Source organism: Pseudomonas karstica (assembly GCF_009707515.1).
In the GTDB taxonomy this organism is placed as follows: Bacteria; Pseudomonadota; Gammaproteobacteria; order Pseudomonadales; family Pseudomonadaceae; genus Aquipseudomonas; species Aquipseudomonas karstica.
This window is the reverse complement of record NZ_WLYI01000018.1, coordinates 1-13,494: the sequence shown is the minus strand read 5'-3', so window position 1 is coordinate 13,494 and position 13,494 is coordinate 1. Positions and strand designations below refer to the sequence as shown.

Sequence of the window (13,494 nt, the reverse complement as noted above, 5' to 3'; positions counted from 1 at the left end):
GGTTTCCCGTCATGTTAAAACAGCCCAGGACTGAATCAGTCGTCCCGGGAGCCGCCGAACGCCGCACAACCACGTTGCACCTGGCCGTTGACTCGCAGCTCGGCGCTCATGTGTTGCAGGCTGCCGCTGACATTGTCGACACACCGTTGTGGGGCGACCCACAGTTCAATGTGTTGGTTGTTGGCTTCGGTCATGAGGTTGAAACGGCCATCGCCCAACTGCTCTTCCACATAGGGCACCGCCAGTGGCGGCTGGCCTTCACGCTCCAGAACCATGCCCTTGGCGGTGATGTTCATGGCCCAGGCGGGTTTGTGACCATTGGCGCGTAGGATCATGCGCTTGAAATCGGGGTCATCGCAGGCCGAGGTCGAGCGTTCGAGTCGATAGAGTTGTTGCAGGTCAACCTGGCCCTGGGTACCGCTGGCAACGCCGGAAAACTTGCCACGCAAGTCGGCAAACAGGGCCCCTTGCTGGCCAGCCAGGGAGGCCGCTTCCTGGAGGATGCTGGTGCCGCCGGTGTCGTTGACCACATAGTTGCGTGGGTCATTGCAAGGTTGGAACAGCAACTTGTTACCGATGGCTGTCAGCTCCCCTTGCATACGGGTCAGGCTCGCGAAGGAGGGCTTGGCCGGCTCCTTTTCGAACATCTGGCAGGCAGAGAAAAGAGGGAGCAGGGCAATCAGCACTAGGGAACGGGCGGCACGCATGATCGGGTCTCCTGATAAGTGCCGCCACGTTACGCAGGCTGGCGGTGCATCACAAGTCTGGGACATGAGTTGCGTCAATATCGCCAGATTTCAGCCTACGTTATAGGCTTGACCAGTTTGTAAGCCTTCCACGCTTTTCGCATAGGCCAGTGCCACATCCGCTGCCGGAACCGGTTTGAAACCACGGAAATACGCTGCATAGCTGCCCATGGCCTCCAGCAGGACGGTCGGGCTGACCGAGTTGATGCGCAGGCCCCGTGGCAACTCAATTGCCGCCGCTTTCACGAAGGCATCCAGGGCACCGTTGACCAGCGCAGCCGAGGCACCAGTACGAATCGGATCGCGGTTGAGAATGCCGCTGGTAAAGGTGAACGATGCCCCATCGTTGGCAAACTCCCGGCCGATCAGCAGTAAGTTGACCTGGCCCATCAGCTTGTCTTGCAGGCCCAAGTCGAAGTCGGCTGCACTCATGTCTGCCAGGGGCATGAAATTGACGCTGCCGGCCGCGCAGACCAGGGCGTCGAATTTGCCGGTTTGCTCGAACAATTTGCGGATTGACGTGCTGTTGCTGATGTCGACCTGAAAGTCGCCGCTTTTGCGACCGATGGTGATGACCTCATGGCGTTGGGACAGTTCTGCCTTGACCGCCGAACCCACGGTGCCGCTGGCGCCAATCAATAGAATTTTCATCGTGTTTTCCTCCAGATGCGTAGGTGAGTGCTCAGTCTAGAGTTGTTTTTCGATGGTATAAGCGCGCTAATTGGAAACCTTTGGTTCTTATATGGAAACAATCCATGAGCGAAATGGATGACCTCGCAGCCTTTGCCGTGTTGATCGAAGCCGGCAGTTTTACCGTGGCGGCCCAGCAACTCGGGTGCAGCAAGGGGCAACTGTCCAAGCGCATCAGCCAGTTGGAGAGTCGGTTCGCAGTGGTGTTGCTGCACCGGACCACCCGCCGCCTGAGCCTGACGGCTGCTGGCGCAGCGCTGTTGCCTCAGGCCCAGGCGTTGGTGGTGCAGGTCGAGCGGGCGCGTCAGGCACTGGCCAGGCTCAAGGATGACTTGGCCGGTCCGGTGCGTATGACGGTTCCGGTGTCCTTGGGAGAAACCTTCTTCGATGGGTTACTGCTGGAGTTTTCCCGGCAGTACCCACAGGTGCAGATCGAGTTGGAGCTCAACAACAGCTATCGCGATCTGGCTCGAGACGGCTTCGACCTGGCGGTGCGTTCGGAGGTGGCTAACGATGAGCGGTTGGTGGCCAAGCCATTGCTGGCCTGGCACGAAATGACCTGCGCGAGCCCCGCCTATCTGGAGCAATACGGTGAACCCCTGACGCCTGCTGAACTGGCGGCACACAATTGCTTGCTCAACAGCCATTACAGCGGCCGCGAAGAGTGGTTGTATCACCAACAACATGACCTGCTGCGGGTGCGTGTTTCCGGAATCTTCGCGTCCAATCACTACACTTTGTTGAAAAAAGCCGCCCTGGCCGGTGCCGGTATCGCGCGGCTGCCGTCCTACGTGTTGCAGACGGCGTTGGCTGACGGCAGTTTGCGCTGGCTCCTGCGCGACTATCAGACCCGCAGCATGCCGATGTACTTGGTCCACCCCTATCAGGGTGGCCTGCCCCGCCGTACCCAAGTACTGTCGGATTATCTGGTGCATTGGTTCAAGCGTAGCGGCGAAGCATTGGATCGGCTTTAGCGGTAGCGCCGGGCAATCAATTGATCAATCGACAGGCGTCCGGGCCCGTTGGCCATCAATAGCAGCAGCAAGGCACTCCAGGTGCCATGGGTAGGGTAGGCGTCCGGGTAGATAAATAGCTGAATGGTCAGCGTCATCCCCAACAGAGCCAACGCTGAGAAGCGTGTGGCGAAGCCCACCAGAATCAGCAGCGGGAACACGTGCTCGGCGAAGGCCGCCATATGGGCAGCCACTTCCGGTGATAACAACGGCACGCGATATTCGCTGCGAAATAGCGGCAGGGTGGAGCTGGCCAAGTGTGGTACCCCCGGTTGGAAGGTGCCACTGATCAGGTCTACGGCAAAGCCCTCGACCTTGGTTTGACCGGATTTCCAGAACACCGCTGCAATGGAGAAGCGTGCGATGAAGGCGATCAGGCTGTAGGGGATTTTTTCGAACAGATAGATGATCTGCTGGACCAGGCGTGGCAGGGCAGGCTTCATGGCGATACCTTTTGTTTTGTGTGCAAATGAGTGATGGCGCCGTGGCTGACCAGCAAGGCCAGGCATTGGTGCAGGTCAAATTCGGCGGTTGAGTCGAGGGCGTAGGCCACGGCTATATCTAATGGCCAGTCATTGTTCAGGCTCTTGATAAACGCCACCGTGCCGCTGTCGATGGCGAACACCTTGACCTGCAGGCCATTGCGCAGAATCAGGGCGTTTTGGGCATGCCGGAGAGGAAGAGCAGCCAAGGGGGCTTCTGTCTGGTGTGCCGCCCATAACGCCACCACGGCGTAGGCCGAACTCAGGGTTGCGACGGACGGATGCAAACGCAGGCGCAACTCGCCCTGCTGTTGCAGGTCGGCGATGGCGAGTGACTGATCCGGTGGCAACGCATCCGCCGCGTGATAGGCCTTCACCCTCAGGCGCTCCAGTCGTGCTACATCGGCCAGGTACGGTACGCTGGTGGCGGGGGCAAAGCCTTGGATAAAGTCGGCGAAATCACGGCCATACTCATTGATCAGCGGGCTGTCAGGTGGGAATGCCTGGACATAAAGCCCCGCCATGGCCCGGAAAAACACTTCGCCCACCAGTTGCATCGTCACTGGATACCCAGCGGCCAGCGCGTTGATCAACGAACTGTGAACGTTATTGCGATAGACCGCGAAACGACTGGCCGGATCAGCACCGTTGCTGCTGAACAGGCCTTCGGGGCAGTGCTCGTCGGGTGCCAGCAGAGCATTGGCAAACACCGTTTGGCGGCTCATGGGCACGCCTCCAGCAAGTGTTGGTCGGCCCGGCGAGCTTCGGCATGCAGCGCGCTGAAGGCTGGCACCTGGTTGTCTCGTTCAATCAGCGTGGCAATCGGGCCGGTCCGTTCCAGAACTCGCTGGTATAGGAGCCATACGGCGTTGTCGATGGGCGCACCATGGTCGTCGATCAGTAAGCGATCATTGAGGCTGTCAGTGTCTTCGGCAAAGCCTGCCAAATGAATTTCACCCACCGCGTGCAGTGGCAAGGCATCGATATAACCCATGGGGTCACGCTGATGGTTGATGCAGGAGATGTACGCGTTGTTGACGTCCAGCAGCAAGCCGCATCCGGTACGGCGGATGATTTCGCTGATGAAGCTCGTTTCGTCCAGAGTGGAATGCTGGAACTGCAGGTAGGTCGAGGGATTTTCCAGCAGCATTGGCCGCTTGAGAGCGGTTTGCACCTGATCAATATGCGCGCACACCCGATTCAGGGTTTCGCGGTCATAGGCGAGGGGCAGCAAGTCATTGAGAAACACCGGGCCGTGGCTGGACCAGGCCAGGTGTTCGGAAAAGGCGTGGGGTTGATAACGTTCGATCAGTGCGCCAAGGCGTGCCAGGTGATCGAGGCTCAACGGATCTTCGCCGCCGATGGACAGGCCGACACCGTGCAGTGACAGGGGGTATCGTTCGCGGATCAACCTCAGGTAGTGATGAAAAGGCCCGCCTGCCACCATGTAGTTTTCGGCGTGGACTTCAAAGAAGCCGATGTCAGGCAGGGTCTTGAGTACTTCATTGAAGTGCTCGTTTTTCAGCCCCAGCCCGGCCCGGCAGGGAAGGCCGGGCGCCTGGGTCTGGGAGGCCGACGCCTTGGCGACAGAGTGCAGGGATGAAAGCGTCATCATCAGTACTCAGGCGAAGGGCGGTTTCAGGATTTTGCGCTGAAGGTTGCTTCCTGGCCGAAACCCGTGGGCGAAGTGGAGCTTGGGGTCTTGAGGCAGGTACCGGCTGGAACCAGTTTCCAGGCATTGGCCTGATCCTTGGTTTTCGAGGTGCCTGCGCAGGATGTACCGGCACCGGCGGCGCAATCGTTCTTGCCGGCCTCGGCAATGCCGAAGCACTTTTGCATGTCGTCGGCAGCGTGGGCGCTGGTGGTCAGTGCGGACAGGCTCATGGCAGAACCCAGGGCCAAGACCAAGGTGGCGGCAGACAGGGAGCGGGTGGTAGCAGTCATGATGTTTCTCCAGCAGTGAGGTTGAGTAAGGAAGCGTTAGTGCTTGCTTACACCACTAGAGAAAGGGGGAGGGGAGTCGTTACACACGCATCAGAAAATAATTCGAATACCTATCAGAATACCTCTCCAGAAAAATCTGTAGCCGCTGTCGAGGCACGAGGCTGCGATAAGGGCCGAAGGACCTTCAACAATTTCAAGGCCCAAACGACTGCTACGCAGCCGATCGTAGGCTACGCCAGCGGCTACAGGTGATCGGTGATCGACGGGCTTCTGTAGCCGCTGTCGAGGCACGAGGCTGCGATAAGGGCCGTAGGACCTTCAACAGTTTCAAGGCCCAAACGACTGCTACGCAGCCGATCGCAGGCTGCGCCAGCGGCTACAGGAGATCGGCGCGGTCTTTGTAGCCGCTGTCGAGGTACGAGGCTGCGATAAGGGCCGTAGGACCTTCAACAATCTCAAGGCCCAGACGACTGCTACGCAGCCGATCGTAGGCTGCGCCAGCGGCTACAGAGTTTTTGGGTCAGCCTCCCAGGTACGCCTCACGCACTTTTGGATCGGTTAGCAATTGTTCACCAGTACCCTGCATCACTACCCGGCCATTTTCCAGCACGTAGGCACGATCGGCGATTTTCAGCGCTTGGTTGGCGTTCTGTTCCACCAGGAACACAGTGACACCGTCCTTGCGCAGTTGCTCGATGATGTCGAAGATCTGCTGGATGATGATCGGCGCCAGGCCCAGGGATGGCTCGTCCAATAACAACAGCTTGGGCTTGCTCATCAGTGCCCGGCCAATGGCGAGCATTTGCTGTTCGCCGCCGGACATGGTGCCGCCGCGCTGGTTGAAGCGTTCCTTGAGTCGCGGAAACAGGTGCAGCACCTTATCCATCTGTTCCTGGTAATCGCCCTTGTCCGTGAAGAACCCGCCCATGGCCAGGTTCTCCTCCACGGTAAGGCGGGCAAATACCCGACGGCCCTCGGGCACTACGGCAATACTCTTGCGCATGATTTGCGAGCAGTGTTGGCCCACCAGTTCTTCACCCATGTAGCGCACGCTACCGCTGTGCGCCTGGGGTGAACCGCACAGGGTCATCAGCAAGGTGGACTTGCCCGCACCGTTGGCACCGATCAGCGTGACGATCTCGCCCTGACGCACTTCGACATTGACGTCGTGCAGGGCCTGGATCTTGCCGTAGAAAGTGGAAACGTTTTCGAATTGCAGCATTTTACGCTTCCCCCAAATAGGCTTTGATCACTTCCGGATTATCGCGGATCTGTTCCGGCGTTCCGTCGGCCAGTGGCGTGCCCTGGTTGATCACCACGATATGGTCGGAAATGCTCATGACCAGTTTCATGTCGTGCTCGATCAGCAACACGGTGACGTTGTGTTCTTCGCGCAGCATACCGATCAACGCCTTGAGGTCTTCGGTTTCCCTGGGATTCAGGCCTGCGGCCGGTTCGTCGAGCATGAGGATCCGTGGGCGGGTCATCATGCAGCGGGCGATTTCCAAGCGACGTTGCTGGCCGTAAGCCAGAGTGCCAGCCGGGCGGTTGGCAAACTCGGTCAGGTTGACCTTATCCAGCCAATACGCGGCATATTCCATGGCCTCGCGCTCGCTTTTACGGAACCCCGGCGTCTTGAACAGGCCTGCGAAGAAGTTGGTGTTCAGGTGACGGTGCTGGGCGATCAACAGGTTCTCGATCGCAGTCATGTCTTTGAACAACCGCACGTTCTGGAAGGTGCGCACCACGCCCTTGCGGGCAATATCGTGGCCGGCAAGGCCCTGGATCGGTTGGCCGTCCAGCAGGATGTTGCCACCGCTGGGCTTGTAGAAACCGGTCAGGCAGTTGAACACTGTGGTCTTGCCGGCGCCGTTAGGACCAATGAGCGCCACGACCTGTTTTTCTTTCACGGTCAGGGCCACGCCATTGACCGCCAGCAAGCCGCCGAAGCGCATGCTCAGGTTTTCAACCTTGAGGATCTCGCGGCTCATTTGCGTAGCTCCATGTGTGGACGCTGCATGGGCAGCAAGCCTTGAGGGCGCCAGATCATCATCAGCACCATCATGGCGCCGAACATCAACATGCGGTACTCACTAAACTCGCGCATCATTTCCGGTAGCAGGATCATCACGATCGCCGCCAGGATCACACCCAACTGCGAACCCATGCCACCCAATACCACGATGGCGAGGATGATCGCCGACTCGATGAAAGTGAACGATTCCGGAGTCACCAGGCCTTGGCGCGCCGCAAAGAAGCTGCCGGCAAAACCGGCGAACGCAGCGCCGAGAGTGAAGGCCGAGAGCTTGATCACGGTCGGATTGAGGCCCAATGCACGGCAGGCGATTTCATCCTCACGCAGCGCTTCCCAGGCGCGCCCGATAGGCATGCGCAGCAAGCGGTTGATCACGAACAGCGCTGCCAGGGCCAGCAGTAGCGCAACCAGATAGAGAAAGATCACTTTGTTGATAGAGCTGTAGGGCAGGCCGAAATATTCGTGGAAGGTCTGCATGCCTTCGGCAGCAGTACGGTCGAACGACAGCCCAAAGAAGGTCGGCTTGGGAATGCTGCTGATACCGTTGGGGCCACCGGTGATGTCCGTCAGGTTACGTAGGAACAGGCGGATAATTTCACCGAAGCCCAGGGTCACGATCGCCAAGTAGTCACCTCGCAGGCGCAACACCGGGAAGCCCAGCAGGAAGCCGAACGTGGCCGCCATCAGGCCTGCCAGTGGCAGGCAGATCCAGAAGCTCCAGCCCAGGTAATGCGACAGCAACGCGTAGGTGTAGGCACCCACGGCGTAGAAGCCCACATACCCCAGGTCCAGCAGGCCGGCGAGGCCGACCACGATGTTCAGGCCCAGGCCCAGTAACACGTAGATCAGGATCAGGGTGGCGATGTCAACCGCGCCACGGGAACCGAAGAACGGCCAGATCAGCGCGGCCACGATCAGGCCGATGATGATGTAGCGTTGGGTGCGCGGCAGGGTCAGGAATTGGCTGACCTTGGGCGATACCAACGGGCCACGGTTGGATTTGAACAGGGCGCCGACTTGCTGGGTGAGCAGCACGCGCAGGAACATCAGCACCGAGCACAGGGCGATGATGCTCAGGGTCACGGGGCCGGTGCCATGCACTTCAAGGTGGATGCCGACAATGCTCAGTTTGAGCCCCAGTACCGGGAAGGCCACGGCCCACACCAGCAAGGCGCTGAACAGCGCCTGTTTAAGATATTTGCTCATACTTTCTCAACCTCCGGACGGCCCAGAATGCCGGTCGGCCGGAACAACAGCACCAGAACCAAAAGACCGAATGCCACCACGTCCTTGTATTGGTCGCCGAAGATATCGGCACCAAAGGCTTCGGCCACTCCCAGCACCAGCCCTCCGAGCATCGCGCCCGGAATACTGCCGATGCCGCCCAATACTGCCGCGGTAAAGGCCTTCAGGCCCACCAGGAAACCGGCGTTGGGGTTGATCACGCCATATTGCATGCTCAGCAACACGGCCGCGACGGCCGCCAGTGCAGCACCGATGACGAAGGTCAAGGCGATGATGTTGTTGGTGTTGATCCCCAACAGGTTGGCCATCTTGATGTCTTCGGCGCAGGCCCGGCAGGCGCGCCCCAGACGGGAGCGAGAGATGAACAGGGTCAGGCCCAGCATGGCCACCAGGGTGACGATGAAGACCAGGATCTGCATATAGGAGATCAGGACTTCTTCCGCGCCGCCTGGGCCGAAGGAGATGCTTCCCGGGATCAGGTTGGGAATGGATTTGTCCTTGGAGTCCTGGGACAGCAATACGGTGTTCTGCAGGAAAATCGACATACCGATGGCGGAAATCAGTGGGATCAAACGGTTGCTGCCGCGCAAGGGGCGGTAGGCGACGCGTTCGATACTGTAACCATAGGCACTGGTCACGACGATCGACGCGATGAATGCGGCGGTCATCAACAGCGGCAGTGAGTGGATACCCATCATGGCCAGCCCGGCAAGGGCAATGAAGGCCACATAGGAACCAATCATGTAGACCTCGCCATGGGCGAAGTTAATCATTCCAATGATGCCATAAACCATTGTGTAGCCAATGGCTATCAAGGCATAAGTGCTGCCAATGGTCAGCCCATTAACCAGCTGTTGGAAAAAATGATAGATCTCAGGCATTACAGCGCTCCTAAAAACCCGATACGCATTTCACTGGTGGAGTCATGTTCCGGCCCGATGCTGTGTTCTGTGACCACATTTACACCGAGCGTTTGCCAGCGAACCGCTGGTGACGGTTTTAAGATTTTCAGGTGAACCAGCTCCCGGATCGCGGGGGCCTGGTCCATAAACCTCGTAAAACAAAGCCCACTGCTTGCACAGTGGGCTTGTTATCCAGTAACGCCTGGCTTACTGAGGGGAAACTTCGGTTTTTGGTTTGCCGAAGTGCCATTCGTAGACGACGAACTTGAAGTCCTTCAGGTCGCCCTTCTCGTCGAAGCTCAGCTCGCCAGTCGGGGTCTTGAAGGTACCTTTGTGGATGGCAGCGGCCACTTTATCGGTGTCTTCGCTTTTCGCGGCAGTGATACCACCGGCGATCACTTCAACGGCAGCGTAGGCCGGGAACACGAATGGACCGCTTGGGTCCTGCTTCTTGGCTGCGAAAGCGTCGACGATGGCTTTGTTAGCCGGGTCTTGGTCGAAGGATTTCGGCAGGGTCACCAGCAGGCCTTCGGAAGCGCCCTGGGCGATTTGCGAGATGGAGTCGTTGCCGACGCCTTCAGGGCCCATGAACTTGGCGTTCAGGCCTTTTTCCTTGGCTTGGCGCAGGATCAGGCCCAGCTCTGGGTGGTAGCCGCCGTAGTAGACAAAGTCGACGTTGGCTTGTTTGAGCTTTTGGATGACCGAGGAAAAATCTTTGTCACCTGCGTTCAGGCCTTCGAAGACGGCCACTTTCACGCCTTTGTCTTCCAGGGTTTTCTTCACGGCGGAGGCGATGCCTTCACCGTATTGCTGCTTGTCGTGCAATACGGCTACGACCTTCGGCTTGACGTGATCGGCGATGTAGTTGCCGGCCGCCGGACCCTGGGCGCTGTCCAGGCCGATGGTGCGGAAAATCATCTTGTAGCCACGGGAGGTGATCTCCGGGCTGGTGGCCGCCGGGGTAATCATGATGACGCCTTCGTCTTCATAAATATCGGACGCTGGCTGAGTGGAGCTGGAGCAGAGGTGACCGACTACGAACTTGACGCCGTCGTTGACCACTTTGTTGGCGACGTTAACGGCTTGTTTAGGATCGCAAGCGTCGTCGTATTCCTTGGCTTCGAGCATCTTGCCGTCAATACCGCCTTTGGCGTTGATGTCCTCGATAGCTTGTTTGGCACCCATGAACTGCATGTCGCCGTACTGGGTTACCGGGCCGGTTTTAGGGCCGGCGATGCCAATCTTGATGGTGTCAGCTGCGAACGAATGGCTGGCAACCCCGGCCAGGACCATAGCGGCAAACAGTTTGGAAATCTGCTTAGTAGCCTTATTCATAGTGCTCCACTCTTACTGTTGTATTTTTTATAGTTCTAGCGGCCTTGTGAGCTGCTGAACCGGATCAGATATCTCGGATATCCCCGGAGGCGGCCTGGCAACTGTACCGGTACAGTGTAGAGCGCCGGTTCGTCGATTGAAAAGCTGGCTTTTGGGGACAAACGCTGGGTATGTCGCTTAAATGAAAGAAAAAGTCAGAATTGCGGCGCGGTTGTGCCAGTGTTTCAGGCAATCCTTGGTTTTCCTGGCACTTTCGATCGGAACCTCATTTGCAACTGGGTTTTTCTACCTGGGGCTCGACGGTATGATTACGCCGATTTTTTTCCTCAGGTGAATTCCCATGACGCAAGAACCTAGCACCCTCTATGCCAAGCTGCTCGGTGAAACCGCCGAAATCTCCTGGAAGGAGCTTGAGCCGTTCTTTGCCAAGGGCGCCCTATTGTGGGTCGGCGGCGGCCTGGATTTGATCGAGGCCGCCCAGGGGATGGCCGAGGATAATCGCGGCAAAGTCGCTGCCTGGCTGGCCGCCGGGAGCCTTGGCGAAGTGTCTGCGACGCGGGCATTGGACCTGCTGGAGCGTGATCCGAGCTTGTGGGCGGTGGTGGTTTCCCCGTGGATTCTGATCCAGGAAAGGGCGCCCGCCGAAACCAAGGAGCCATAATGGTGCGTTCTTTTGCCGGCAATAAGTGTGTAGCGGAGTAACCGCTTTCACGGTGATGGCATCTTGCCGTGAAGAAAGATCACAGCCGAGGGTGACGTAAGCGTCATGGGAACAGTTTTGCGGGTGGCGGAATGCCGGTGCAATTGTTTCTGGGTATTAAGCTGATCGTTCCCAGACTTTACGTTGGCACTTAAAGGTGTGACGTAGAGCGTCACAAGATGCATTCCCACGCAAAGCGTGGGAACGATCAATAGATCGGCCAGCTCACCGCGGCCCATTTCAAGTACGTATTTTTATGGCGTGAAACCCTGTGTTGGATGAGTGAAATTACGCCCTATCAGCTTTACGAATCATTACAGACAACCAGGTCATGGCTGGCTAGATTGCAGGTTCCGGGCAGGATGCGTCGGGCATCGTAGCTCTATAACAATAAAAGAGACGGACCCATGCAGAACTCGACCCAAGCGGCGAATGCCTGGCGCATTCTTTTCCTGTTGTTCCTGGCCAACCTGTTCAACTTCTTCGATCGCACCATTCCGGCGATTATCATCGAACCGATCCGTATGGAGTGGCACCTCAGCGACTTCCAGTTGGGCATCATCGGCACGGCCTTTACTATCGTCTACGCCATTGCCGGCTTGCCCTTGGGGCGCATGGCCGATACTGGTTCGCGCAGCAAGTTGATGGGCTGGGGCCTGGCAGCCTGGAGCGGGTTGACGGCGGTCAATGGCATGGTCGGCAGCTTCTGGACTTTCCTGCTGGTGCGCATGGGCATCGGTATCGGTGAAGCCAGCTATGCGCCGGCGGCCAACTCGTTGATTGGCGATCTGTTCCCGGCCCACCGTCGAGCCAGGGCCATGGGGATTTTTATGCTGGGCCTGCCCTTGGGCCTGTTGCTGGCGTTCTTTACCATTGGTGCGATGGTCAAGGCGTTCGACAGCTGGCGGGCACCGTTCTTTATCGCCGCGGTGCCAGGGTTGATCCTCGCGGTGTTCATGTTTTTTATCAAGGAGCCCAAGCGCGGCGCAGCGGAAGCCGTACAAGTGTCCCAGGAGCGGGTGGACCGACCGATTCGCCGGGTGCTGGCGGTTCCCACCTTTCTTTGGCTGGTATTGGCCGGCCTGTGCTTCAACTTTGCGACCTATGCGTGTAACTCGTTCCTGGTGCCGATGTTGCAGCGCTATTTTCTGATGCCGTTGCAGGATGCGGCCGTGGCAACCGGGGTAATTGTCGGGGTCACGGGCCTGGTAGGCCTGACTCTGGGGGGCTGGATTGCCGACAAGATCCATCAACGAATCGCCAATGGCCGGCTGTTGTTCGCGGCCTTCAGTCTGATCATTTCCACTGTTACCACCGCCTGGGCGCTGTATGCCGGTCGGGTCGAGATTGGGGTGTTTGTCGCGCTATTCAGTGTTGGCTGGTTGTTTGCCTACAATTTTTATACCTGCGTCTACACCGCGATCCAGGATGTGGTGGAGCCACGCTTGCGGGCTACGGCCATGGCCCTGTTTTTTGCCGGGCTGTATTTGTTGGGGGGCGGGCTGGGGCCGGTGGTGGTGGGCGGGTTGTCTGATCATTTCGCTCATTCTGCGATGTATGCTGCCGGTGCCGAACAGATGAGCGAGGCTTTTAAAGCTGTGGGGCTGCATGACGCTATGTTCCTGATTCCGGTGGCACTGTTCTTGACCATGCTGTTTCTGTTCCAGGCGTCGCGGTGTTTTGTGAAGGATGCCGAGCGGATGAAGGAAGGGTTGGTGGCGGTGCAGGTACCGGCTGCTGCTGTCACCGCCTGAACCGTACGATAAGGTCCGAAGGACCTTCAGCGATTTCAAGGTCCCAGGCGACTGCTACGCAGCCGATCGCAGGCTGCGCCAGCGGCTACAGGAAATCGGTGATCGACAGTCCCTTGTAGCCGCTGTCGAGGTACGAGGCTGCGATAAGGGCCGAAGGACCTTCGGCGATCTCAAGACCCAAACGACTGCTGCGCAGCCGATCGCAGGCTGCGCCAGCGGCTACAAGTGATCAGTGGTCGACGGTCCCTGTAGCCGCTGTCGAGGCACGAGGCTGCGATAAGGGCCGCAGGACCTTCAGCGATCTCAAGACCCAAACGACTGCTACGCAGCCGATCGCAGGCTGCGCCAGCGGCTACAGGAAATCGGTGATCGACGGTTCCTTGTAGCCGCTGTCGAGGTACGAGGCTGCGATAAGGGCCGCAGGACCTTCAGCAATCTCAAGGCCCAAACGACTGCTACGCAGCCGATCGCAGGCTGCGCCAGCGGCTACAGGTGATCGCTGATCGACGGTCCTTGTAGCCGCTGTCGAGGCACGAGGCTGCGATAAGGGCCGCAGGACCTTCAGCAATCTCAAGACCCAAACGACTGCTGCGCAGCCGATCGCAGGCTGCGCCAGCGGCTACAAGTGATCAGTGGTCGACGGTTCCT

14 protein-coding genes are annotated in these 13,494 nt (G+C 58.4%); 3 read left to right on the top strand and 11 right to left on the bottom strand.

Translation table 11 applies throughout. The features are described from left to right. Positions 1 to 35: 35 nt before the first annotated feature. Positions 36 to 707: a COG3650 family protein gene (locus tag GIR22_RS14195; protein WP_154743942.1), complete on the bottom strand. Its 672-nt coding sequence runs from the start codon at positions 705 to 707 to the stop codon at positions 36 to 38. 90 nt (positions 708 to 797) lie between these two features. Continuing rightward, entirely contained in the window at positions 798 to 1,397 is a 600-nt protein-coding gene (locus GIR22_RS14190) for a short chain dehydrogenase (RefSeq protein WP_154743941.1), read from the bottom strand. A gap of 104 nt (positions 1,398 to 1,501) precedes the next feature. Between GIR22_RS14190 and GIR22_RS14185 the strand changes: the two genes are divergently transcribed. After that, the gene (locus tag GIR22_RS14185; protein ID WP_154743940.1) at positions 1,502 to 2,410 is read left to right on the top strand and encodes a LysR family transcriptional regulator; all 909 of its coding nucleotides are present in this window, start codon (positions 1,502 to 1,504) and stop codon (positions 2,408 to 2,410) included. Here the strand turns inward: GIR22_RS14185 and GIR22_RS14180 are convergent. From GIR22_RS14180 to GIR22_RS14140, 9 genes are all read right to left on the bottom strand, one after another. Then, positions 2,407 to 2,892, bottom strand: coding sequence for a DoxX family protein (locus GIR22_RS14180; RefSeq protein ID WP_154743939.1), 486 nt, complete (start codon positions 2,890 to 2,892; stop codon positions 2,407 to 2,409). The genes GIR22_RS14185 and GIR22_RS14180 overlap by 4 nt on opposite strands. Next, positions 2,889 to 3,656, bottom strand: coding sequence for an HvfC/BufC N-terminal domain-containing protein (locus GIR22_RS14175; protein ID WP_154743938.1), 768 nt, complete (start codon positions 3,654 to 3,656; stop codon positions 2,889 to 2,891). The genes GIR22_RS14180 and GIR22_RS14175 overlap by 4 nt, the downstream gene beginning before the upstream one ends. Further along, the gene (gene bufB, locus GIR22_RS14170; protein ID WP_154743937.1) at positions 3,653 to 4,546 is read right to left on the bottom strand and encodes an MNIO family bufferin maturase; all 894 of its coding nucleotides are present in this window, start codon (positions 4,544 to 4,546) and stop codon (positions 3,653 to 3,655) included. The genes GIR22_RS14175 and bufB overlap by 4 nt, the downstream gene beginning before the upstream one ends. A gap of 23 nt (positions 4,547 to 4,569) precedes the next feature. Further along, positions 4,570 to 4,875 (bottom strand): BufA1 family periplasmic bufferin-type metallophore, encoded by a 306-nt coding sequence (locus GIR22_RS14165; protein WP_154743936.1) that lies wholly within the window; start codon positions 4,873 to 4,875, stop codon positions 4,570 to 4,572. 520 nt (positions 4,876 to 5,395) lie between these two features. Further along, positions 5,396 to 6,097, bottom strand: a complete 702-nt coding sequence (locus GIR22_RS14160; protein ID WP_154743935.1) for an ABC transporter ATP-binding protein — start codon at positions 6,095 to 6,097, stop codon at positions 5,396 to 5,398. 1 nt (position 6,098) lies between these two features. After that, positions 6,099 to 6,866, bottom strand: a complete 768-nt coding sequence (gene livG, locus GIR22_RS14155) for a high-affinity branched-chain amino acid ABC transporter ATP-binding protein LivG (RefSeq protein WP_154743934.1) — start codon at positions 6,864 to 6,866, stop codon at positions 6,099 to 6,101. Then, a complete protein-coding gene (locus GIR22_RS14150) occupies positions 6,863 to 8,116 on the bottom strand; it encodes a high-affinity branched-chain amino acid ABC transporter permease LivM (protein ID WP_154743933.1) in 1,254 nt (417 codons plus the stop codon). The genes livG and GIR22_RS14150 overlap by 4 nt, the downstream gene beginning before the upstream one ends. Next, entirely contained in the window at positions 8,113 to 9,036 is a 924-nt protein-coding gene (livH, locus tag GIR22_RS14145) for a high-affinity branched-chain amino acid ABC transporter permease LivH (RefSeq protein ID WP_123714945.1), read from the bottom strand. Before livH ends, GIR22_RS14150 begins: the two co-directional genes overlap by 4 nt. A 228-nt stretch (positions 9,037 to 9,264) precedes the next feature. After that, complete coding sequence (locus GIR22_RS14140) at positions 9,265 to 10,392, bottom strand: branched-chain amino acid ABC transporter substrate-binding protein (RefSeq protein WP_154743932.1); 1,128 nt, start codon at positions 10,390 to 10,392, stop codon at positions 9,265 to 9,267. A 340-nt stretch (positions 10,393 to 10,732) separates the two neighbouring features. On the opposite strand from GIR22_RS14140, the gene GIR22_RS14135 reads away from it, so the two are divergent. Together GIR22_RS14135 and GIR22_RS14130 are read left to right on the top strand one after the other, a co-directional pair. Beyond that, the gene (locus GIR22_RS14135) at positions 10,733 to 11,053 is read left to right on the top strand and encodes a DUF2288 domain-containing protein (protein ID WP_154743931.1); all 321 of its coding nucleotides are present in this window, start codon (positions 10,733 to 10,735) and stop codon (positions 11,051 to 11,053) included. A gap of 446 nt (positions 11,054 to 11,499) precedes the next feature. Continuing rightward, positions 11,500 to 12,846: a spinster family MFS transporter gene (locus GIR22_RS14130; protein WP_154743930.1), complete on the top strand. Its 1,347-nt coding sequence runs from the start codon at positions 11,500 to 11,502 to the stop codon at positions 12,844 to 12,846. Positions 12,847 to 13,494: the final 648 nt, after the last annotated feature.